14 protein-coding genes are annotated in these 21,569 nt (G+C 38.9%); 13 read left to right on the top strand and 1 reads right to left on the bottom strand.

All coding sequences use genetic code 11. The annotated features are described in order from the left end of the window. Positions 1-42 precede the first annotated feature (42 nt). The 7 genes from HPE56_RS07190 to HPE56_RS07160 all read left to right on the top strand — a co-directional run bounded on the left by HPE56_RS07190 (position 43) and on the right by HPE56_RS07160 (position 9,451). The gene (locus tag HPE56_RS07190) at positions 43-1,602 is read left to right on the top strand and encodes a Gfo/Idh/MocA family protein (RefSeq protein ID WP_188243090.1); all 1,560 of its coding nucleotides are present in this window, start codon (positions 43-45) and stop codon (positions 1,600-1,602) included. A gap of 23 nt (positions 1,603-1,625) precedes the next feature. After that, the gene (locus tag HPE56_RS07185) at positions 1,626-2,114 is read left to right on the top strand and encodes a DoxX family protein (protein WP_188243089.1); all 489 of its coding nucleotides are present in this window, start codon (positions 1,626-1,628) and stop codon (positions 2,112-2,114) included. Between the two features lie 126 nt (positions 2,115-2,240). After that, on the top strand, positions 2,241-3,074 hold the full coding sequence (locus HPE56_RS07180; protein WP_188243088.1) for a tetratricopeptide repeat protein: 834 nt from the start codon (positions 2,241-2,243) through the stop codon (positions 3,072-3,074). An 11-nt stretch (positions 3,075-3,085) separates the two neighbouring features. Next, positions 3,086-4,741: a metallophosphoesterase gene (locus tag HPE56_RS07175; RefSeq protein ID WP_188243087.1), complete on the top strand. Its 1,656-nt coding sequence runs from the start codon at positions 3,086-3,088 to the stop codon at positions 4,739-4,741. 181 nt (positions 4,742-4,922) lie between these two features. Beyond that, positions 4,923-6,023 (top strand): acyltransferase family protein, encoded by a 1,101-nt coding sequence (locus tag HPE56_RS07170; RefSeq protein WP_188243086.1) that lies wholly within the window; start codon positions 4,923-4,925, stop codon positions 6,021-6,023. A gap of 137 nt (positions 6,024-6,160) precedes the next feature. Beyond that, positions 6,161-7,576 (top strand): Gfo/Idh/MocA family oxidoreductase, encoded by a 1,416-nt coding sequence (locus HPE56_RS07165; protein ID WP_188243085.1) that lies wholly within the window; start codon positions 6,161-6,163, stop codon positions 7,574-7,576. Positions 7,577-7,858: 282 nt separating this feature from the next. Then, positions 7,859-9,451, top strand: a complete 1,593-nt coding sequence (locus tag HPE56_RS07160) for a glycoside hydrolase family 31 protein (protein WP_188243084.1) — start codon at positions 7,859-7,861, stop codon at positions 9,449-9,451. Between the two features lie 168 nt (positions 9,452-9,619). Here HPE56_RS07160 and HPE56_RS07155 read toward each other — a convergent pair whose 3' ends face one another. Then, a complete protein-coding gene (locus tag HPE56_RS07155) occupies positions 9,620-9,823 on the bottom strand; it encodes a hypothetical protein (protein ID WP_188243083.1) in 204 nt (67 codons plus the stop codon). A gap of 677 nt (positions 9,824-10,500) precedes the next feature. On the opposite strand from HPE56_RS07155, the gene HPE56_RS07150 reads away from it, so the two are divergent. The 6 genes from HPE56_RS07150 to HPE56_RS07125 all read left to right on the top strand — a co-directional run bounded on the left by HPE56_RS07150 (position 10,501) and on the right by HPE56_RS07125 (position 21,407). Next, positions 10,501-11,076, top strand: a complete 576-nt coding sequence (locus HPE56_RS07150; RefSeq protein ID WP_188243082.1) for an RNA polymerase sigma-70 factor — start codon at positions 10,501-10,503, stop codon at positions 11,074-11,076. Between the two features lie 239 nt (positions 11,077-11,315). Continuing rightward, positions 11,316-12,452, top strand: coding sequence for a FecR family protein (locus HPE56_RS07145; protein ID WP_188243081.1), 1,137 nt, complete (start codon positions 11,316-11,318; stop codon positions 12,450-12,452). A gap of 151 nt (positions 12,453-12,603) precedes the next feature. Beyond that, complete coding sequence (locus HPE56_RS07140; protein ID WP_188243080.1) at positions 12,604-15,924, top strand: SusC/RagA family TonB-linked outer membrane protein; 3,321 nt, start codon at positions 12,604-12,606, stop codon at positions 15,922-15,924. 17 nt (positions 15,925-15,941) lie between these two features. Beyond that, on the top strand, positions 15,942-17,474 hold the full coding sequence (locus HPE56_RS07135; protein ID WP_188243079.1) for a RagB/SusD family nutrient uptake outer membrane protein: 1,533 nt from the start codon (positions 15,942-15,944) through the stop codon (positions 17,472-17,474). Positions 17,475-17,710: 236 nt separating this feature from the next. Beyond that, positions 17,711-19,393, top strand: a complete 1,683-nt coding sequence (locus tag HPE56_RS07130; RefSeq protein WP_188243078.1) for a metallophosphoesterase — start codon at positions 17,711-17,713, stop codon at positions 19,391-19,393. A gap of 127 nt (positions 19,394-19,520) precedes the next feature. Continuing rightward, positions 19,521-21,407 carry a cytochrome-c peroxidase gene (locus HPE56_RS07125; RefSeq protein WP_188243077.1) on the top strand — a complete coding sequence of 629 codons (1,887 nt, stop codon included), beginning with the start codon at positions 19,521-19,523 and terminating at the stop codon, positions 21,405-21,407. Positions 21,408-21,569: the final 162 nt, after the last annotated feature.

The following is a 21,569-nucleotide window of genomic DNA, read 5'->3' as shown; positions in this document are numbered from 1 at the left end:
ATCCCGAAAATATAATTTTCAGAAACGAATAAAAGTTAAAAAATGGAAGAAAAAAAATCAAATGGAATGTCCCGTCGGGATACCATTAAAGCGTTGGCAACCTTACCGGTACTCGGATATTTCGGATATGCTTATAATGCCAATCTTCTAAAGATTGAAGAAGCCAAGGCTCAAGATTACCTTGAAAGGTTAAAAATCGATAAGATTGAGGTCTCCGAAGAAAAATTGTCGCCTCCAACCGGAAATAGCGGTAATCGCATAAGGTTTGGTGTGGTAGGAAATGGTTGGCGCGGAGAGCAGTTACTAAAATCCCTTGGTTATGTTCATCCGGATTATGTTGAAGATAGCAGTGAGAACGGGATACCCGATAAGGGGATGCAGAAATTCTTGGATCAGGAAGACCTGAATGTTGAGTTTGCCGCTGTGTGCGATACTTTCGAGGTTCATACCAGACGTGGGGTGGAAATATCGGCAAATGATTTGAGACCCTTTGGTAAAAAACGTGATCCGAAACCGGCGAAGGTGTTTTCAAGTTATAAAGAAATGATTGCATCTGATGATATTGATGCGATCATAATTGCAACGGCCGATCATACACATGCACAGATAGCGATTGAAGCAGCAAAGGCAGGGAAACATATTTACCTGGAAAAGCCTATGACGCATAGTATTGAGGAAGCTGTTGAACTACGGAAAGTTATAAAGGATACGGGCGTAGTTTTTCAATTAGGGCATCAAAATCGCCAGCAAATGAGCTTTAAAATCGCCAATGAGCTATATGAGAAGGGTGTTTTTGGTGATGTTAGTATGGTTCAGGTATATACCAACAGGAATACCGATTTCGGGGCATGGATACGTGATGATGCCTTTGACCACAAGTTGGGGAACAAAGACAATATTAACTGGGAAGAATTCCTAGGGAATGTACCTTTATGTGAATTTGATCGTAAAAAATATTTTAGCTGGCAGCGTTATAGCGAATTCGGTACAAGTATTACCGGGAATGATTTGTCACATCAATTCGAATGTATGAACCAAGTATTGAAACTTGGAATTCCCGAAACCGTGGTTGCACTAGGAGGTCAATATTACTACAAGCATCACGGCGATATGCCCGATGTATTCAATGCAGTTTTCAACTACCCAGAAAGGGGTCTGACAATGACCTACGATGGAAATTTAAAAAATGATGCCTATAGACCTTCCCGTATTTTAGGTTCTGCCGGTACGGTTGATGTTGACAGGGCAATTCTAATGTATAAGGACAGTCATTCTGATAGGTACAAGGATATTATCCTTGATCCCTCCGACCCATTCTATTATTATGCTCCTGATGATGATGTGGATGCTATTTCTTCTGCAACTTCCCAGGTTTATATGAAAGGTGGCTATGGACCAACAACCATTGATGGTAAAACCGTTGAGGCAACATTGTTGCACCTGAAAGAATGGGTTGATGCAATTCGTGGACAAGGTAAACCGAGTTGTGACATTGAGGCAGGTTTCGAGGAGGCAGTAACATTCAATCTGGCAAATTTGGCTTATGAACACAAGAAGGTGGTTACCTGGGATAAGGTAAATGAAAAAGCAATAATCGGTTAGTTATTTAAAAAATCAAGATAGAAATGAGAAAGCATAATCAGTATAGCGAATATTCAAATTGGCAGGTATCTGCACTAGTAATCCTTAGGGTGCTTATTGGATGGCATTTTCTTTATGAGGGAGTCGTGAAAGTTTTAAACCCACATTGGTCGGCAGCAGGTTTTTTGAATGCCTCACAAGGGCCTTTTGCCAACTTGTTCAAAGGCATGGCATCAAATTCGGGGGTCCTAGAGGTGATTAATTTCTGTAACCAATGGGGACTTGTTCTGATCGGGCTAAGCCTAATCGTAGGATTATTGAGTCGGTGGGCCAGTATTGGTGGAATGGTATTATTGTTTTTGTATTATATTAGTAATCCCCCATTTATAGGGATAGAAGCAAGTGCCGTAGCGGAAGGAAGTTACCTCATTGTAAATAAGAACTTGATCGAGCTGTTTTCCCTTTTAGTATTATACCTGTTTCCAACCGGTAATATTATAGGATTAAATAGACTGTTTGCTTCTAGGAAATAATACCATCATATCAAACGTCAACGAATAGGAAGTTACCGTGTTTGTTTTATGAATTTATCCATATAGATTGATTTTTTGAAAAAAGTACGGTAACCAATGGGAATGATGTTTTACAAAAAGGGAAATATGCAGAACGGAATTAAGAAAGCACTATTTATAGTTATGTTTTCCTTGTTATCAGCGCAAGTGTTCGGGCATGGGGATTTAACAAAGCGCATAAATGAGAAAACGAGGGAGATATCCGAAAGTCCAAAGGACTTTCGGCTGTACTATGAACGGGGTTTGTTGTATCAACAGCATATTGAATACACAAAGGCCCAGGAGGACTACCTTAAATCAAGGTCTTTAGGAAATACGGATAAGGCGCTACAGTATAGGATTGCCGAGGTCAATTATCTGGCGGGGGATTATAATGCTGCCCTAAAAAGTATAACCTCTTATTTGGAAGTGGATGGAAGTAGTGACGTAAAGGCGAAAAAGCTTGAGGCTCAAATATTATTTGAACTAGGGGCATATAAAAAGTCCTTGTACGCTTACCGTTATGTCATCGATAATATGAGGGACCTTCGTCCTGAGGACATATTGGAATACTGTGACATCATACTTGCCGAGAACGACAAAAACCAGGTAGCTGCCCTGGACGCGATCGAGTCCGGCCTAAAGCTACTTGGACCGAACACCTTATCGCTCCAGCTCAGAAAATTGGACCTTCTGAAAAATTCAGGTCAGATTGAAAAAGCATTGGACCAATACAATTATTTCTTACTTGAATACGATAGGCGGGAGTTCTGGTATTATAAGAAGGCGATGTATCTAGCGGAAATTAACAGACCAAAAGAAGCGATCATCTCATTGAAACTGGCCACAGGTACCATTGATCGGTTGGATATGAAGTTTAAGAATATGAATGCGATATTAAAATTAAAAGAACAAATCAAGAGCTTGGAAGCTCAATTATAAAAATAGAGATCATGATTAAAAAAAGTACACTTATTTTACTTATGTTGTTCACGGTGAATTCATTTTCACAAACCGCAACGGCCGATAGCCCCATTGCCACCTCTATAAAGAACACCCCCTCCGTAGTTGTTGAACGGGGCCCTTATTTACAGACCGGGACACCAACGAGCGTTATCGTAAAATGGAGAACGGATACGGCTACGGAATCCGTGGTCAATTATGGCAAGGAGTTGGGTTCTTTGACCAAGAACGAGACAAGCAAGGTCTTGACGACCGAACACGAAGTTGCTTTATCCGGTTTGACCCCGAACACGAAATACTATTTCAACATAGGGAACGCAACGGAGGTCCTGTCGGAGAGTGTTTCCGGCGATATGTACGTAATAACGGCACCCACCCCCGGAACGGACCAATTTGTCCGTGCTTGGATTATAGGCGACCCCGGTACGGCAAATGCCTTTCAAAGGCAGGTACGGGATGCGTATTACAATTATGTGGACACTACGGCAACGAACACCGGTAAAACGGACATGATGTTGTTTTTAGGGGATAATGCCTATAGTACGGGTACCGATGAAGAATACCAAAGTGCCTTTTTTGATATTTATTACGAGATGTTCAAAAAGTCCGTAGCATGGTCCTGTCTGGGAAACCATGATGCCTACTCTGCCGATTCGGCCACACAGTCCGGTCCGTATTATGACATATTCACTTTCCCAAAGGAAGCGGAAGCAGGAGGGACGCCATCAGGGACAGAGGCCTATTTTTCTTTTGATTATGCCAATATCCATGTAATCAGCCTAGACTCCCATCATACAAGTCGGGCCATAGGGGATCCCATGTACAATTGGGCGTTAAGCGATATTCAGAACACAACGCAGGATTGGATCGTAGTCTTGTTCCACCACCCTGCCTACTCCAAAGGGTCACATGATTCGGACATCGAAGATCGATTGATAGAAATGCGTGAAAATTTCATGCCCATGTTGGAGGCCAACGGGGTTGATCTTGTTTTAAACGGCCATAGTCACTCTTATGAACGCTCTTATTTTATAAATGGGCACCAAGGATTGGCCAACACATTTAGCCTGGAAGAGATCACGAACGGGGGAAATACCGTTGGGGCAACAGGAAAAGGAGATGGCAAAGAGGATGGTGATGGTGTATACCAAAAAGATAGTGCACAGCCAGAAGGTGCCGTTTATATAACCACCGGATCCGCGGGTCACATATCGGGAGGGGACCTGAACCACCAAGCCATGTACATTTCCTTGAACAAATTGGGGTCCTGTGTCATGGAAATTGAGGATGATGGTAATGGCGGACAAAACATGGTCATAAAGTTCATAAGGGAAACCGGTGAGATTGAGGATTATTTTACCATCAATAAGACAGGGGTAACGATTACGGACGATGCAAATGAGCCAAAAGCAGAAGTAGGGGCAGAAAGCAAAAAGGTCCTTTATGTTGCGGGCCATGATCTGCTTACCATTACGATGGACCGTAATGAGCGCCTAAAGAAGGTGAAGATCTATAACAACATAGGGAAATTGGTGAAAAAGAGCCGGAAAAAGACCATTGATGTGAGCAAGATGCCAAAGGGTATGTATGCTATAGAGATCACCACAAAAAACGGAACGTATATCGAATCCGTTACGATAGAATGATTTTGGCAATTGACCAACAATTGGTCGATAGTGGTTTATTCCTTTTTTGGAAGAGATTCCATAAAAGGGAATAGTGGTGCTAGGGGTTTTGAACAAGCCCCAAAAACAGCAAGGTACTCAGTTGTAAATGAAAAGAACAGGCATTTTAATTGAATCCATTTTTTTATTTAATAATTATTATATGACCGCACAAAAAGACACAAAACAATCCAGATTATTATCCCTTGATTTTTTTAGGGGATTTACCATGTTTTTATTGATCGTAGAGTTTACTTTTCTGTTCAATCACCTTACCTCACCGCAACTTGAAGGCACACTTATTTATAATATCGGCCATCAGTTTCATCACCACCCTTGGCATGGGCTTAGGTTCTGGGATTTAATACAACCATTTTTTATGTTTATCGTTGGGGTTGCCATGCCGTTATCATTCTCTAAAAGAATAAGTAAAGGAGATAGTTATAAATCCATATTGAAACATATACTAAAACGCTCCTTAATCCTTCTAATATTAGGCTGGGCATTGAATTGTATTCCTGATGGAGTGGTTTTTCGTTTTCAAAATGTATTGGCACAACTTTCCGTTACGATTATCGTGGCCTTTCTTTTAATGCGGAAACCTGTGGTAACCCAGATTGCTGTTTCCATTGGACTGTTGGTCCTGACAGAGATCTTATACCGGACCTTTTCGGTTGAGGGATTTAATCAACCATTTGTTGCCGACCATAATTTTGGATCATGGGTAGATATGTTGATCTCAGGGCAATTGTCAACGGGACATTGGGTTTCTATTAATGCAATTCCAACTTCAGCACATACCATTTGGGGCGTGTTGGCCGGGCAGTTGTTAATGAGCAAAAAATCAAACAAACAAAAACTGGGCTATTTGGTCATGGCGGGGGTAATCGGATTGATTATTGGTTATGGACTCGATCCAATAACACCCATCATAAAACGAATTGCAACAACATCCTTTGTATTTGCCAGTGGAGGATGGGCCTTGCTTGCTCTTGCAGCCTCTTTCTGGTTAATTGATATGATGAAAATGCAAAGAGGGGTACTGTTTTTTGCAGTGGTAGGCATGAACCCTCTGTTTATCTATATTTTCGCAAGTGTGGGTGGTGCCGATCTCCTGAATCGGATTATAAAACCATTTTCAACTGCATTGTTTGGATGGACAGGGGAAATCAGTACAATTATCATTACCTCACTATTTGTGGCTTTTGGCCTATGGTATATTTGCTACTGGATGTATAAACGAAAACTTTTTATCAAAATATAATACATTCAGAATCTGCGAAATAGAATATCCATAAGGGGAATTCCAATCGCTATGCTGTAATAGAGGGCAAATGGGTTCTTCCTCACGTTGCAGATTTTTATGAAACTAACTTTTGACCCATCTAAAATAAATCATCGATGCAAAATAGAAGAGATTTTTTGTCTGCCATTGGCGTTATCGCTGCGGGAACCATTCTAAGCAGTCCGTTAAGGGCAGCGATGACCTCCAATGGAAAAAAAATGCAGGTAGTATTGGTTGGCACGGGAGATCGTGGCAACGATTTTTGGGGAAAACGTTTAGTAACCAACTATAGTGATATTTTAGAATTCACGGCACTGGTTGACATAAATCCTGGGAGGGTAAAATATGCAGCGGGGTATATTGGTGTAGGAAAGAAATGTGGGCTATACACCTCTTTTGAAGAGATGCTCGAACACCATCAGCCCGATTTGATCATTGTGGCCACTACCGATGCCACGCACCATGAATATATTATTAAGGCATTGAAAAACGGAATTGATGTAATCACCGAAAAGCCGATTACTACCGACGAAGATAAAATGCAAGCTATCCTGGATGCGGAACAAAGATACAAAAGGAAGGTAATCGTAGGTTTTAACCTGCGTTGGAGCCCTTATGCTTTAAAAGTTAAAGAGCTATTAAGTCAGCAAATAATTGGGGATATCGTTTCTGTGGATTTTTCCTGGATGCTGAATACCTCTCATGGGGCTTCTTATTTTCGCCGTTGGCATGGTCAACGGGAACACAGTGGTACTTTACTGGTTCATAAATCAACGCACCATTTTGACCTGTTGAATTGGTGGCTCGATTCGGAACCGGAAGAGGTGTATGCCCGTGGTGACCTGGAGTTCTATGGTCGCAACCCAAAGAAAAAAGGGGTAAACTGCCGCACCTGTAATGAAAAAGACAGTTGTAAGTTTTACTGGGACATTACAGATGGGGGACGTGATGCGTTTCACCAGAAATTGTATGTCGATAATGAAAAATATGATGGTTACCTAAGGGATAATTGTTTGTTTCGACCAGAGATTAACATTTACGACAAAATGAACTTGAGCATCAAATATGCCAATAATGTCTATGCCAACTATATGCTAACAACATACTCTCCATGGGAAGGTTGGCGTATTGCTTTTAATGGCAAAAAAGGGCGGCTGGAAGCATTTGTGAATATCCCTTACCTGAGTTCTGATAAACTTTCGCAGGAGGAATTACATCATATTGAGATGAGTCAGGAAGGAAAAGGGAAACAGCAGGTAGAACCAATTATTATCCATAAGCTCTGGGACAAGGAACAGGAAATAATAGATGTCCACTATGATATTTCCGGACACGGAGGAGGTGATGCGAGGCTACAGGACAAGATATTTATACATCCTGAGCGAACAGACCCTTTAAAACAATCGGCAGGGATCCGAGAAGGGGCAATGTCTGCACTGATAGGGATTGCAGCCCGGAATAGTATTGAATCGGGCAGGGCTGTGAGGATCGGTTCTTTGACCGATCTGCAGCCCAGGGCAAAAAGTTTGTAAGCGGGCGATTGAAAAGATACGATTGAATATAGTGGTTATATTATTATATCCAATGATAATTGATTGCAGGCTGGGAAGGAAATTAAGATTATTCATAGAATGAATAAGGGTAAAAAAAAGTATTAAAAATGGATACAGCTTAACCAAGATCCACGAAATGGAATATCCTGTAAGGGAATTCTAATCGCTATTTTGTAAAAGGGGCAAACGGATTCTTTCTTTTTTTACAAATTCAAAAGAAAACTAATCATCAGAACCCATTTATATCCAATTAATAAAAACATGAAGAAATTATTTTATATAAAATGCTTACAGGTATTTCTATTGTTAATTACCTGGAATGGGGTTGCCCAACAAAATAAGCAGCATCAAATTTCGGTACCGGTTGAAAAAAATATGTCATGGTGGACCGGTGTTATTAAACATGGGGAAATGATGCCAATACAGAATGGATATAAGGCAAATTTGAATCAGAACTATGGAAATCAGGTGCAGCCTATGCTTCTCTCAAATCAAGGGCATGTTATTTGGTCTGAAAAACCGTTCGAAATATCAATGGAGAATGGAATATTGAATGTAATATCCCCAGATTCTTCATTGACGTATATCAAAGCAGGAAAAACGTTGAAAGAAGGGTTTAAATTTGCCTCAGAAAATCATTTTTCACCATCTGGGAAATTACCGGACCGGTTGTTGTTTTCAGAACCTCAGTACAATACCTGGATTGAATTGATGTACGACCAAAACCAGGAGGATATTTTGGAATATGCACGTCAGATCATAGCGAACGGTTTTCCTCCGGGAGTTTTGATGATAGATGATAACTGGCAAGAGGATTATGGAAAATGGAACTTTCATGAAGGTCGTTTTCCTAATCCGAAAATGATGGTTGATTCCCTTCATGCCATGGGGTTTAAGGTTATGTTATGGGTCTGCCCCTTTGTTAGCCCTGATTGTGATGTATTCCGTAAACTCAGGGAAGAGGATATACTTTTGGAAGATAAAGCTGGAAATCCAGCACTTATAGAATGGTGGAATGGATATAGTAGCCTTATAGATCTTTCCAAAAAAGAAGGTAACCAATGGTTTGAAAATCAACTCAATAATCTAAAGGATACTTATGGTATTGATGGATTTAAGCTTGATGCAGGTGATTTTGGGACCTATGAGGATTGTTATTCGGGAGGAGTAAAGGTAAGTCCTCAGGAACACAGTGAATTATATGCAAAAATCGGACTTGGTAATCCATTGAATGAATACAGGGCAATGTGGAAAATGGCAGGGCAGCCCATTGTTAATCGTTTGTCCGATAAACGTCATAATTGGGAGGATTTGCAAAAATTGGTTCCAGGTATTTTAGTGCAGGGAATTATGGGTTATTCTTTTTCCTGTCCAGATATGATCGGAGGAGGTGAATTTGTTTCCTTTTTGAGCGCTGAAACAATAGACCAGGAATTGATTGTTAGATCGGCACAATGTCATGCTTTAATGCCTATGATGCAATTTTCGGTTGCCCCATGGCGGATTTTGGATAAAGAGCATTTTGAAGCTGTTAAAAAAGCCGTTGAAATAAGAAGTAAGTATGTACCGTTAATAATGGAATTTGCCGAACAATCAGCAATTTCAGGGGAACCAATCGTCCGCTCTATGGAATATGTTTTTCCGCACCAAGGATATGAATTGGTGAAAAATCAGTTTATGCTTGGAGACGATATACTTGTAGCTCCCGTACTTGAAAAAGGGGCACAAAATCGAAAGGTAATACTCCCGAAGGGTAAATGGATCGATGAATTGGGAGTTGTTTATAGAGGGGGCAAATCCGTGGACATAAAAGTTTCGTTAGAGCGTCTGCCTTATTTCAAAAGATTGAAATAGAGGTGCTTTAGAGTGATTAACAATGTGCCATTTTGAAGGTACTCCCTACTGGATAGCCCTTGAATAGTACATTGTTTACCGGGCATTGTATACCGTTATTGGAATAAGGGCAACCTTAATGGCCAGGGCAGCACCTTATAGGAAAAATGGGGAGGATGATATTCCCTGCTATTTCCCATTTTCTTGAAAGAAGACTGTCCTTTTTCCTTTTCCGTCAATAGGGATCATTGCGATGTCTCCCGGCCTATGTAAAACGATACTCTGTAATTTGATGGCAATTCCTGCATTTTGGTGGAAATAGTTCACTAATTGATAATAGGTACTATTTTGTCCAAAACGATTATGATGCGCTATAGTCACTAAGGACTCCATTTGGAACAACAGCATAAACAAATTAACATCAATACAGGGAGTTCAATAAGGGTCTATTGTCGGGTCTGGAAGTAGTACACGAAATTGATGCATTTTAAGGTGTTCTAAACTTTCGAGTAATAAAGTTGGGATGGTGTTTGATCTCATTATCTAGGTTTGTTGGTTTTTAATTCTTTTGGTGAGACTTTACCGGGTTAATTTCTGCATGACCTTATAAAAATTCAACTGAGGTTCCTGCCATTTTCGCAATATCACAAATGGTAATTTACACAAACAGAAATAAATAGCACAAGTATTTTTAAATTTCGTGTACGTACACATATTTTTTGGTTTTTCTTTTTTTATTTGGAATTAAAATGTAGGTTTGTTCAGAGCGTGTATCTGATTTTCTGGTTTACACTTTAGTTTTGTATGATATGATATTGATATCGCGGTCCGTTTTTATTGCCATATTCTCTCGTTGGTTTAGTGGAAAAATGATTGTTTGGACTGAGGACGGTTCAACCAGAAGGAGAGCCCATCAAGACACCCTTGGGTTTGATGTTTCTATGGGTTGGTCAGGAACGTTCTTATTCAATATTATCATTTAAAACTATAATTCAGGGCGAATAGGTTATTGTGATAATAGTATTTGTATGTTTATAATAGTAAGTTAATCCAACTACCCAATCAAACTCATGGCGGCAAAGCTTAACGACAGTGATTTATTAGAACTTATAATGCTAGATGATGTTTCTGCATTTGAAGAGATATATGAACGCTATTCTAAAAGTATGTTTCTCTTCGCTATGAATATTTTCAAAAAGAAGGAGGTATGTGAGGACATTGTACAAAATGTATTCATAGATTTTTGGACAAAACGGAAAAAGGCAAAAGTAAAACAGCTAAAACCATATCTTTTTCAGGCGGTGAAATATCAAGTTTTTAACCACATTAGAAATCGGAAAATTTCAGATGAGGATATGACAAGACTTATTATTGTAGATATTTCGATGAGCATTACTAAGAAACTGGAGTTTGACGAATTACAAACGATAATAAAGACCCATGTGGACAAACTACCTACGAAATGTCAACAGATTTTTGTTTTGAGCAGATTTGAAGATAAGTCCAATAAGGAGATTGCCTTGGAATTGGAAATTTCCGTTCAGGCCGTTAAAAATCAAATTTCCAAGGCCCTTGCTTTTTTGAGAAAAAACATGGTTATGGAAGAAGGGGTCCTTTATTTTATCTTTTTAACCAGTACCCTATAAATCTTTATTTCACAAAGTGATTGTCACTTAAATTGTGTATTCACAAATCATCAATAGATATGCGGTTTATCTAAATACTATTATAGTAATATGGAGGTAATTCTGCATAATAACTGATTCTTTTCCCTTAGCATTATCAATAATTTAAAAAAAAAGACGAAATGGACGTGTACCATTTCTCGATTTCAGGTACTTATAGATAATGGAACATTTTTCTGTTGTAATACTAAATTGAATTGATGAACAAAAGACAAGCAAAAGAACTTTTTGATAAATATGTCAAAGATGAGTGTTCAGCAAAGGAAATTGAAATGCTTAATAAGTATTTACAATCATTTCAGGATAAAGACAAACTATGGTCGGAATTAAGATATGATGAGGAAATTAAAGGTAAAATATGGATGAATATTAAATCCAATATTAACACTAAAAGTCAGAAAAGTAAATTTTCCATTAAGCATTATCTTAAATATGCTGCAATTATCGTAGGGCTGATTGGAAGTTTTTTATGGTATCAAAATACTTCAAAGGAATTTCTTCCTGAATCAAATCAAGTAGTGGAGTCAGAAATAATACTAAAAACTTCAGATAATACTATCAAAAAGATAGATTCAAATTCAGAACAGGATTTGTTTGATAGCAGAGGAAAAGTTATTGGTAAACAGAATGGAAATCAAATAAGTTATGAGGGCAATGAAGGGCTTCAAAAACTTGTCTACAATGAAATCATTGTGCCTAATGGTAAAAAATTTGAAATAAGATTGTCGGACGGATCATTGGTTCATATGAATTCGGGATCCTCACTAAAATATCCTGTCAATTTTATTTCAGGAAAGGATAGGCAGGTTTTTTTGAACGGAGAAGCCTACTTTGAGGTTGCTAAGGACTCACTCTCGCATTTTCTTGTATCTACCGATAACTTAGACGTTGAAGTGCTAGGTACCCACTTTAATGTCAGTTCCTATACTGGAACAGAAACATTTGCACTACTAACAGAAGGAAGCGTGGCTGTTTATAACAAGAAAGATAAAGACCTGTTAGGAAGCCCTACTATTATTCGTCCTGGGGAGAAGGCAACTTTGTCCCATAACAGTATAGCGGTAAATGAAGTGGATGTTAGTGATTATTTAAGTTGGAGGGAGGGACGTTTGACTTTTAATAATGAATCATTTATAAATATAATTCAGAAAATAGAAAGACATTTTGCAGTGGAGATAGAAAACAATTACAAAGATTTAAACCTTGTCAAGTTTAATGGCGAATTTAGGGAAGGGGAAACCATAATTGACATTCTGAACACGATTCAAGAGAGTGCTGGATTCGAATATGAAATTAATAATAAGAAAATTAAAATAAACCGTATGAAAGAAAAATAGCTAAAAAAAAGTCGGGAAACGCGGCAACGTTGTCCCGACAAATCAAGATTTTAACCGTAAACCAATTTACTAATTAAAACCATCCAAAATTATGCAAAAAAAGCATTGGTTTCCCATATTTCTGGGAAGCGTACTAAACAAAAACCGATCAATGAAGCTTTCATTCCTGTTGTTTGCTTTGGCCTTGTTCAATCTACAGGCCAACTCTTATGGGCAAAACAAAAAAATTTCATTGGATATTTCAGACAAGTCCATCGAAAGCGTTTTAGAGAAAATCGAATCCGAAAGTGAATTCAATTTTTTTTATAAAACCAATGAAATAGATGTCCAAAGAAAAGTCAGTATTAAGGTATTGGATACACCGATCCAAAAAATATTGAACATACTTTTTCAAGGTCAAAATGTCTCCTATAAGGTTTTGAATAAACAAATAGTACTAAAGCGAACCACTAAAGATGTTCGGTCATCAAGTGATGATCGGGTAGACTTAGAGGATCATTCAATCATCCAATATTCAATTACCGGGACAATTATCGATGATAGTGGTATGCCCCTTCCAGGAGCAAATATTGTTGAAAAAGGTACTTCAAATGGGGTCATTGCCGATTTTGATGGTAATTTTTTAATGAATGTTGCCGATGGGAATAGTATACTAGTGGTATCCTATATAGGATATGCTACCCAAGAAGTTCCTCTGAATGGACAATCTAATATATCTATCAGTTTGAAGGTCAACGCTGAAAGCTTGGATGAGATGGTAGTTGTTGGATATGCGACAAAAAAGAAATCCGAGCTATCATCTTCGGTGTCCATTGTTTCAGAAGAGGAAATCAGGCAATCAGTAAGTTCAACGAGTTTAGGGGATATATTTCAGGGAAGGATTCCTGGAATGCAAGTATCTGGTAGTAGTGGTGAGCCTGGTCAAAGTGCATCCATGGTCATACAAGGTGCGGGATCAATGGAGGCAGGTAGCTCTCCCTTAATTGTTGTTGATGGGATAATTGGAGGACAATATGATCCGAAAGATATTAAAACGATTACTGTCCTAAGGGATGCAGCAGCCACCGGACTTTATGGTTCCCGTGCAGCCAATGGGGTAATTGTAGTTACCACAAAAGAAGGAAAAGCTGGTGAATTTAAGGTTTCTGTAAATAGTACATTTGGTCCAACTTCCAATTGGAATGACAGGATGAAAGTGTATGATGCCGAAGGTTTATATGGACAGTGGTCTACAGCGATGGAAAATCTTTATAATTTAAGGGTAGCGGAAGGTAATCCTGATTTTGTCAATACAACTTTTGAGCAATACCGGGATGGTGTTGTACCTACAAGTGCTTTGGATTACACCACTAATTGGAGCGATTTACTTTTAAGATCTGGATTTTTAAATCAAACCCAGGTTGCTATGTCCGGGGGATCGGATAGGACTACATTTTATGTTAGTGCTTCTTTAAACAGGGAGAAAGGAACAGCCCTTGATTACTATAATAATGAATATAATTTTAGGGGAAACCTAAGTCATAAAATTTCCGATAAACTGAAAACCAATATTAGAATGACTGCCCAATACGGGGATAAATCTGAATTTAATTGGCCAAGTCCCTATACTCAGGCATATCAGAATGTTCCGCTTGATGCTGCTTTTATGCCTGACGGTGTAACACCAACTCCAGCTATGGATCTTGAGCAGGTACCTGTGTGGTACCGTGGTACTGGGGTCAATTATATGATGGAAAGGGAAGAATCAGAAAATAGTAAAAAATTCTGGGGAAGTACTGTAATGATGGAATTGGATTGGAAAATTACAGACTGGGCAAGGTTCAATACCTCCAACAGGGTAGCATTGAACGGGTCCGATCATTCTAAGTCGTATTCAAACATGACCTGGGTTGGTTATAATTACGATGGTTATATGGAATGGGATTATAGTTATGGTCTTGGAGTTATATCTTCCAATACCTTACATCTCAATAAAAGCTTCGGTGATCACAGCCTGTCCGGTATATTGGGTCAGGAATATAATTATGATCAAACCCGTTTTGTAAATGCTGTAGGAACTGGTATCGTCGGGGATATGACCGCACTTAGTTCTGTGGGTAGTGCCCGTGATGTGAGTGGTGATATGTATGAGTCCGGTTTTTTGTCGTATTTCGGACAATTGGATTATGACTACAAGAATAAGTACTATTTAGTGGGTTCTTTACGTCGTGATGCCTCCTCTGTATTTGGAGCAGAAAAACGTTGGGGTACTTTTTATTCCATTGGTGGTAGCTGGATGGTCAGTAAGGAAAATTTCTTGGAAGATTCAAGCTCTTGGCTTGATCTTTTAAAACTTAGATTAAGTTATGGTACTACGGGAAATGCAAATATTGAACCCTATTTGTCAATGGGAACGTATTCATTTACAACAAAATCCAGTTATAATGCCAATGCAGGTGCATGGCCTTCTCGTTTGCCCAATCCCGATTTAACGTGGGAGACTGCACATAAATTTAATTTAGGCCTCGATATTAATGTATTTGGACGGGCTTCATTAGAGGTCAACCTATATCACCGTGTAAATGATGACTTGTTACAATCCGTTCCTTTAGAGGCTACTACAGGTTTTACCAGTCAGGTCCGTAATATCGGTTCTATCCGAAACCAGGGAATTGATTTATCATTGACGACAAAGAATATCGAAGGTGAGTTCTCTTGGTCAACTAATTTCAATTTCAATATCAATAAGAATGAGGTATTGGAACTTGATGGAGGAGAGGATATCATTAATGATAGAATGATTATTCGAGAAGGATATTCACTAAGGAGTTTTTACCTTCCTGAATATCAAGGTGTAGATGCACAAACGGGTGCCCCTATTTATACTAGATGGGAAGATGCGGATGGCAATAAGATCAATGGAAACGAAACGGATAATCCGGCATTGGTTACAACCACAAATTATCAGTCAGAGGCCAGTTATATGCCAACGTCTTCTTCTTACCCTAAAATGACTGGTGGTTTTTCCAATTATTTCAAGTATAAGAATTTTCATTTAAATGTTCTTTCAAATTTTGCTTTTGGACAAACGGTATATAATTATGTTGATTGGAATGCGAGCGATTTTAGCACAAACAGGATTGAAATCACCAAATGGCAAGATCTAAAGCGTTGGGAAACTCCAGGAACGACCGATGCTGATATACCACAATTGGTTTATGGGGATCCATATAATTTTAGCGGGACTTCATCTTTTTATTTGGAGGATGCAAGTTATTTCAAAATTCAGAAAGTAAGTTTAGGGTATACTTTTCCTAAGGATTTCTTGGGCGTATTTAAGGAGTTTACCATAAATGCTTCTGTAGAGAATTTGGCAATAATTACAAATTACTCTTTTGGGGATTCGGATGTTAGTTACGAGAACCCTTTTGCTGAAACAAGTAGATTTAGACCTACAAGAAAATTTTTACTTAACCTGAATTTTAGCTTCTAATCCAAAGAATAAAAATTATGAAATACATTAAAATATTTATAATCAGCATATCGCCATTGTTTTTGGGTGGATGTACTGAAAATAACATAGATTTTGAACCAATTAGTCAAATCACGACTGATCAAGTAACCAGTTCGTTGGAACTGCTTGAAAATACTATTGTTGGGAACTATGCGTTTTTAAGTTCTGCAGAGGGTAAATATGGTTATGATAGAACGCGTTATGATGTAACCGAATATATGAGTGACGATGTTATTCTTAATCAATGGAGCGGCAACGATTTCTCATATTCCTTAACGTATCAGCCAACTTCGGCATCGGATAGGTCCCTGGATTTTTGGCAGTACTCCTATCGAGCCATCTATTCTATAAATGTAGCAAACGAGGGGCTTGATAATCTCGAAGGGTTGTCATCGCAAGATGAAATAAAAAGAGATCAGTTAAAGGGAGAGAATATATTCCTTAGGTCAATGTTTTATTTCGATCTGGTACGCGTTTATGGAAGACCCTATTCCCACGACGATCCAGCAACAAATTTAGGGGTTCCATTGAGTGACACTTCTACGGAAAATGAGGGACTTTCAAGAGCGACCGTTAAGGAAACATACGAGTTTGTAGAAAAGGACTTATTAGAGGCGGCGAGCCTATTAAATGAAGAAAAGAGTAATATTTATGTTTCCAAGGAAGTAGCTTTGGCAGGACTCTCCAGATTATATCTTTTTAAGGAAGAGAATGATAAAGCAATAGTATATGCGGATAGTGTAATTAATTCAGGCCGATATCAGTTACTCAGTTCTGAAGCTTTCCCTCGATACAATCGAAATGCACCTGTAGGAAACTCGGAAACCATTTTTGCGGTACAGAGGTTGGCAACAGATAATGTAGGGAGATATATGATGGGAGGAATGATGCATGGAGATGGTGGTTATGGTCAAATCATGGTATCCTCTTCATTCATGGATTTATTATTCAAGAACCCTAATGATTTGAGAACAAACTTTATTGATGTTCAATATGAATTAGATTCTGAAGGTAATAAAATCCCAGATCCAGATAATGAATATTATGGGTACAAGGTGATTGAGAAATCTAGTATACCTGAATATTGGACCCAAAAACTAACCTACCAGGATGACGAGCCGATGTTGCATTCCCCCATTTATTTTAGATTGGCGGAAATGTACCTCATAAAGGCTGAGGCTTATGCGAAAAATGGTGAGGAAGAGAAAGCTTTGGAGATGGTAAATATAATAAGGGAACGAGCCGGGTTGTCGGGTGATCAGTTGTTTCGATTAGACAATCTTCAGGGATACGGATCTGTTTTGGATATCGTTTTGGATGAAGCTCGTTTGGAGTTTGCCCATGAGGGACATCGCACACATGATGTATTTAGAAATAAGAAAACTATGGATAGAAGTTATATGACATGGCAGGGATGGTCAGGTCCAGGTTCCATTCCATATACCTCTAATCGTATTCTTCATCAGATTCCTGAAGCGGAAATGCTCAAAAATGAAAATTTGGTACAAAATCCATCCTATACTAATTGATAGTATTGAAAAAGGCTTGCTTATAAAATAGGCCTTCTTTAACTAAGTATAAATTGTCGGAGTTAGAAGCTTTTAAAGGTTTTCTGCTCCGGCAATTACTATAATAAGGGGTATATTTGTTTGTGTAAAATTTCATCATATTAATGATTACAATACTACAGGACCAAAAGCTGAATGGCTGCATAATTAAAAGAACAAATCAATAGCTTGGAAAGCTTCATCAATAAAAAAAAATCATGATTAAAAAAAGCATTTTTTTGCTAGCCGCCCTATGGTCGGTGTATTCTTTCGCCCAAACTTCCGTTGTGGATATTCCCAATATCAGTGCTGCTGTGGCAGCCAACAATGTTGACGTACCCAAGAATTTACCGGCGGTAGTTGTAGAAAGAGGCCCTTATTTACAGACCGGGACACCGACGAGCGTAATTGTAAAATGGAGGACTGATATCGCTACCGAATCCGTTGTCAACTATGGTACCCTATTGGGTGCCATGTCCAAAAATGTAACAAGCGCCGATTTAACCACGGAACACGAAGTTACCTTATCCGGTTTAACGCCTAACACAAAATATTATTTCAATATAGGTAACCGAACAGAAGTCCTTTCCGAAAGTGTTACTGGTGATATGTATGTAATAACGGCACCCACCCCCGGAACGGACCAATTTGTACGTGCTTGGATCATAGGAGACCCTGGTACGGGAAATACTTTCCAAAGATGGGTACGGGATGCGTATTACAATTATGTGGACACTACGGCAACGAACCCGGGTAAAACGGATATGATGTTGTTTTTAGGGGATAACGCCTATAACACGGGAAAGGATAGTGAATATCAAAATGCCTTTTTTGATGTTTATGACGATATGTTCAAAAAGTCCGTAGCATGGTCCTGTTTGGGGAACCATGATGGCGATTCTGCAGATTCCGACACACAATCCGGTCCGTATTACGATATATTCACGTTTCCTACCGCAGGAGAAGCAGGAGGAACCCCATCGGGAACAGAGGCCTATTATTCCTTTGATTATGCCAATATTCACTTTATAATACTGGACTCCCATCATACAAGTCGCGCCGTTGGAGGTCCTATGTACAATTGGGCGCTGACCGATATTCAAAACACGGCGCAGGATTGGATCGTAACCTTGTTTCATCATCCGGCCTATTCCAAGGGGTCGCATGACTCCGATGTTGATCATCGACCCGTTGAAATGCGGGAAAATTTCACACCCATGTTGGAGGCCAACGGGGTTGATCTGGTTTTAAGCGGTCATAGCCATTCTTACGAACGTTCTTATTTTTTAAATGGACACCAAGGGTTGTCCAACACATTTAGCCTGGAAGAAATTACGAACGGGGGAAATACCGTTGGGGCAAATGGAAAAGGAGATGGTAAAGAGGATGGTGATGGTGCATACCAAAAAGCCAGTACAGAGCCAGAAGGCGCTGTTTACATAACCACTGGGTCTGCGGGACAAATATCGGGTGGGGACCTGAATCACCAGGCCATGTACATCTCCATGAACAAGTTGGGGTCCTGTGTCATGGAAATTGACGATGATGGTAATGGCGGACAAAACATGGTCATAAAGTTCATAAGGGAAACCGGTGAGATCGATGATTATTTCACCATCCATAAAACAGGAGTGACGTTTACGGACGATACAAATGAGCCAAAAGCGGAAGTAGGGGCAGAAAGCAAAAAGGTCCTTTATGTTGCGGGCCATGATTTGCTTACCATTACGATGGACCGTAATGAGCGACTGAAGAAAGTCAAGATCTATAACAACATAGGGAAATTGGTGAAAAAGAGCCGGAAAAAGACCATTGATGTGAGCAAGATGCCAAAGGGTATGTATGCTATTGAGATCACCACAAAAAACGGGACGTATATCGAATCCGTTACAATAGAATGATTTTGCCAATTGACCAACAATTGGTCATTAGGGGTTTGTTCCTTTTTTGGAAGAGATTCCCCAAAAGGGAATAGCGGTGTTAGGGGTTTTAAACAGGGCCCCAAAACAGAAAGGTGTTAAGTTGTAAATGAAAAAGAAAGGCATTTTAATAGGGTCAATTTTTATTTGTTTTTTGTTGTTGTCCGGCAAGAAGACGGCTACACCTTATCAAACAGATAGAATCCTAGAAAAAGTAGCGGCAGTATATGAGGCCAATTTTAATAAGTTTCAGGGCGAGGTGGATGTATTGGTAGATCAAGCTGATAAAACGACTTCCTTAAACGAATTTGAGAACCTGAAAGCGCAAGTTAGAAAAACCAGATTGGCCTATAAGGGCATTGAGTTTATTTTTGATTATTATCAAACGTTCTATGCTGGTACTTATATCAATGGCGCACCTTTGCCTAAAGTAAATGAGCATTTTAAAGCAGGAAGTGTTATTGAACCTTGTGGCTTGCAAGCATTGGATGAAGCTGTTTTTGATGAACCGTCCAAAGAAAATTTACAGCATATAAAAGTATTGGCAAATGGACTTAAGGAGCGCGTTGATTTTATTTCAAAAACGCATTTACCGATTCATTTAAAGTCTAGTCAGATTATTGAGTGCCTTAGGTCCGGTTTGGTCAGGATCTTTACATTGGGCCTAACAGGTTATGATACGCCAGGCTCTGTTAATGCCATGGAAGAAAGTTATGTCAGTTGGCAAAGTATGGAAACTACATTTTTGCATTTTGGAACGGCTGTCTCCCCAAACGCCAAATCCGAATTCAAAACCATCAAGGATCTATTTGAAAAAGGAAAAACAATATTGAATGCCAATACTGATTTCAATGATTTTGATCGATTGGGATTTTTAAAGGAAGTAGTCAATCCCTTGTATGCCCGATTATTGGATTTTCAGAACCTAAGCAACATCAAGTTAGAGCCTTTTAAAAAGCACGCCCAAAACTATGAATCAAAAAATTTATTTGATGGCGATTTTCTCGATACTGATTTTTATTCAGAATTAGTCTATTTGCCTTTGGATAATCCTAAAACAATTCAATTGGGCAAGTTGTTGTTTCAGGATCCCCAGCTTTCAGATGGTAATAAAATGTCTTGTTTAAGTTGTCACAGTCCTAACAAAGGTTTTACGGACGGCTTGCCTAAAAGTAAATCGAATCAAGTAGGTGTTTTTACGGCGCGAAATTCGCCAACCTTAATTAACGCGAACTACTCCACACGTTATTTTTGGGATATGCGTGCGTTTGATATTGAAAAACAAGTCACACATGTTATTGATAATGATTTGGAGTTCAATACTGATTTTGAAGCTATTATCGATAAACTGAATAGAAATTCCAATTACCTAAAATTGTTTAAGGAAGCGTATGGCGGTATTGGTAAGCAGGATATAAATCAACGATCCATAAGCAATGCCATTGCGGCTTATGTAAACACTTTAAAATCGTTTAATAGTCCCTTTGATCAATATGTACGGAACGAAACAAATGAATATCCCGAAAATGCTAAACGGGGTTTTAATTTGTTCATGGGAAAAGGTGCATGTGGTAGTTGTCATTTTGCACCCATGTTCAATGGTACCATTCCGCCATTTTATCTGGAATCTGAATCTGAAGTCTTAGGTATTACCCAGGGTTTTGATTCTATCAACCCAAAGTTGGATACGGATCTGGGTCGCATAGCCAATGGCCTTAATGGAGAAAAACAACCTTATTTTAAAAATTCATTCAAAACGGTTTCTGTAAGGAATATAGCTTTAACAGCACCTTATATGCATAACGGTTTGTTTGATACATTGGAGGATGTATTGGAGTTTTATAATCTAGGTGGAGGGGCAGGTATGGGATTAGAGGTTGAAAACCAAACGTTGTCCGATGCACCATTGAATTTATCGGAGCAAGAAATTAAGGATATTATAGCCTTTATGGAATCACTAACGGATACTTCGGGATTTACAGCGAATATGAATTAGTTGAATTTCCGGCCTATGATTGATAGCCAAATATGAAATGAGGTCAAAACGTAATAACAGAGTATGTGAAAAACCATGAATTTAAGGGTTGTTCAACTTCATATGTTATGAGGGACCACAAGTTATACGGAAAAAGAATAATTACATCAAAAACATCAGATA

The sequence above is a fragment of the Maribacter aquimaris genome (assembly GCF_014596745.1).
Lineage (GTDB): Bacteria > Bacteroidota > Bacteroidia > Flavobacteriales > Flavobacteriaceae > Maribacter_A > Maribacter_A aquimaris.
Note: the sequence above shows the minus strand (reverse complement) of the source record. Positions and strands in the feature narration are given on the sequence as shown.

Excerpts from the sequence above, each read along its gene's own strand:
- HPE56_RS07185 (WP_188243089.1), top strand. The coding sequence starts at position 1,626 with ATGAGAAAGCATAATCAGTATAGCGAATATTCAAATTGGCAGGTATCT.
- HPE56_RS07130 (WP_188243078.1), top strand. The coding sequence starts at position 17,711 with ATGATTAAAAAAAGCATTTTTTTGCTAGCCGCCCTATGGTCGGTGTAT.
- HPE56_RS07135 (WP_188243079.1), top strand. The coding sequence starts at position 15,942 with ATGAAATACATTAAAATATTTATAATCAGCATATCGCCATTGTTTTTG.
- HPE56_RS07175 (WP_188243087.1), top strand. The coding sequence starts at position 3,086 with ATGATTAAAAAAAGTACACTTATTTTACTTATGTTGTTCACGGTGAAT.
- HPE56_RS07160 (WP_188243084.1), top strand. The coding sequence starts at position 7,859 with ATGAAGAAATTATTTTATATAAAATGCTTACAGGTATTTCTATTGTTA.
- HPE56_RS07150 (WP_188243082.1), top strand. The coding sequence starts at position 10,501 with ATGGCGGCAAAGCTTAACGACAGTGATTTATTAGAACTTATAATGCTA.
- HPE56_RS07170 (WP_188243086.1), top strand. The coding sequence starts at position 4,923 with ATGACCGCACAAAAAGACACAAAACAATCCAGATTATTATCCCTTGAT.
- HPE56_RS07155 (WP_188243083.1), bottom strand. The coding sequence starts at position 9,823 with ATGGAGTCCTTAGTGACTATAGCGCATCATAATCGTTTTGGACAAAAT.
- HPE56_RS07145 (WP_188243081.1), top strand. The coding sequence starts at position 11,316 with ATGAACAAAAGACAAGCAAAAGAACTTTTTGATAAATATGTCAAAGAT.
- HPE56_RS07165 (WP_188243085.1), top strand. The coding sequence starts at position 6,161 with ATGCAAAATAGAAGAGATTTTTTGTCTGCCATTGGCGTTATCGCTGCG.
- HPE56_RS07190 (WP_188243090.1), top strand. The coding sequence starts at position 43 with ATGGAAGAAAAAAAATCAAATGGAATGTCCCGTCGGGATACCATTAAA.
- HPE56_RS07125 (WP_188243077.1), top strand. The coding sequence starts at position 19,521 with ATGAAAAAGAAAGGCATTTTAATAGGGTCAATTTTTATTTGTTTTTTG.
- HPE56_RS07180 (WP_188243088.1), top strand. The coding sequence starts at position 2,241 with ATGCAGAACGGAATTAAGAAAGCACTATTTATAGTTATGTTTTCCTTG.
- HPE56_RS07140 (WP_188243080.1), top strand. The coding sequence starts at position 12,604 with ATGAAGCTTTCATTCCTGTTGTTTGCTTTGGCCTTGTTCAATCTACAG.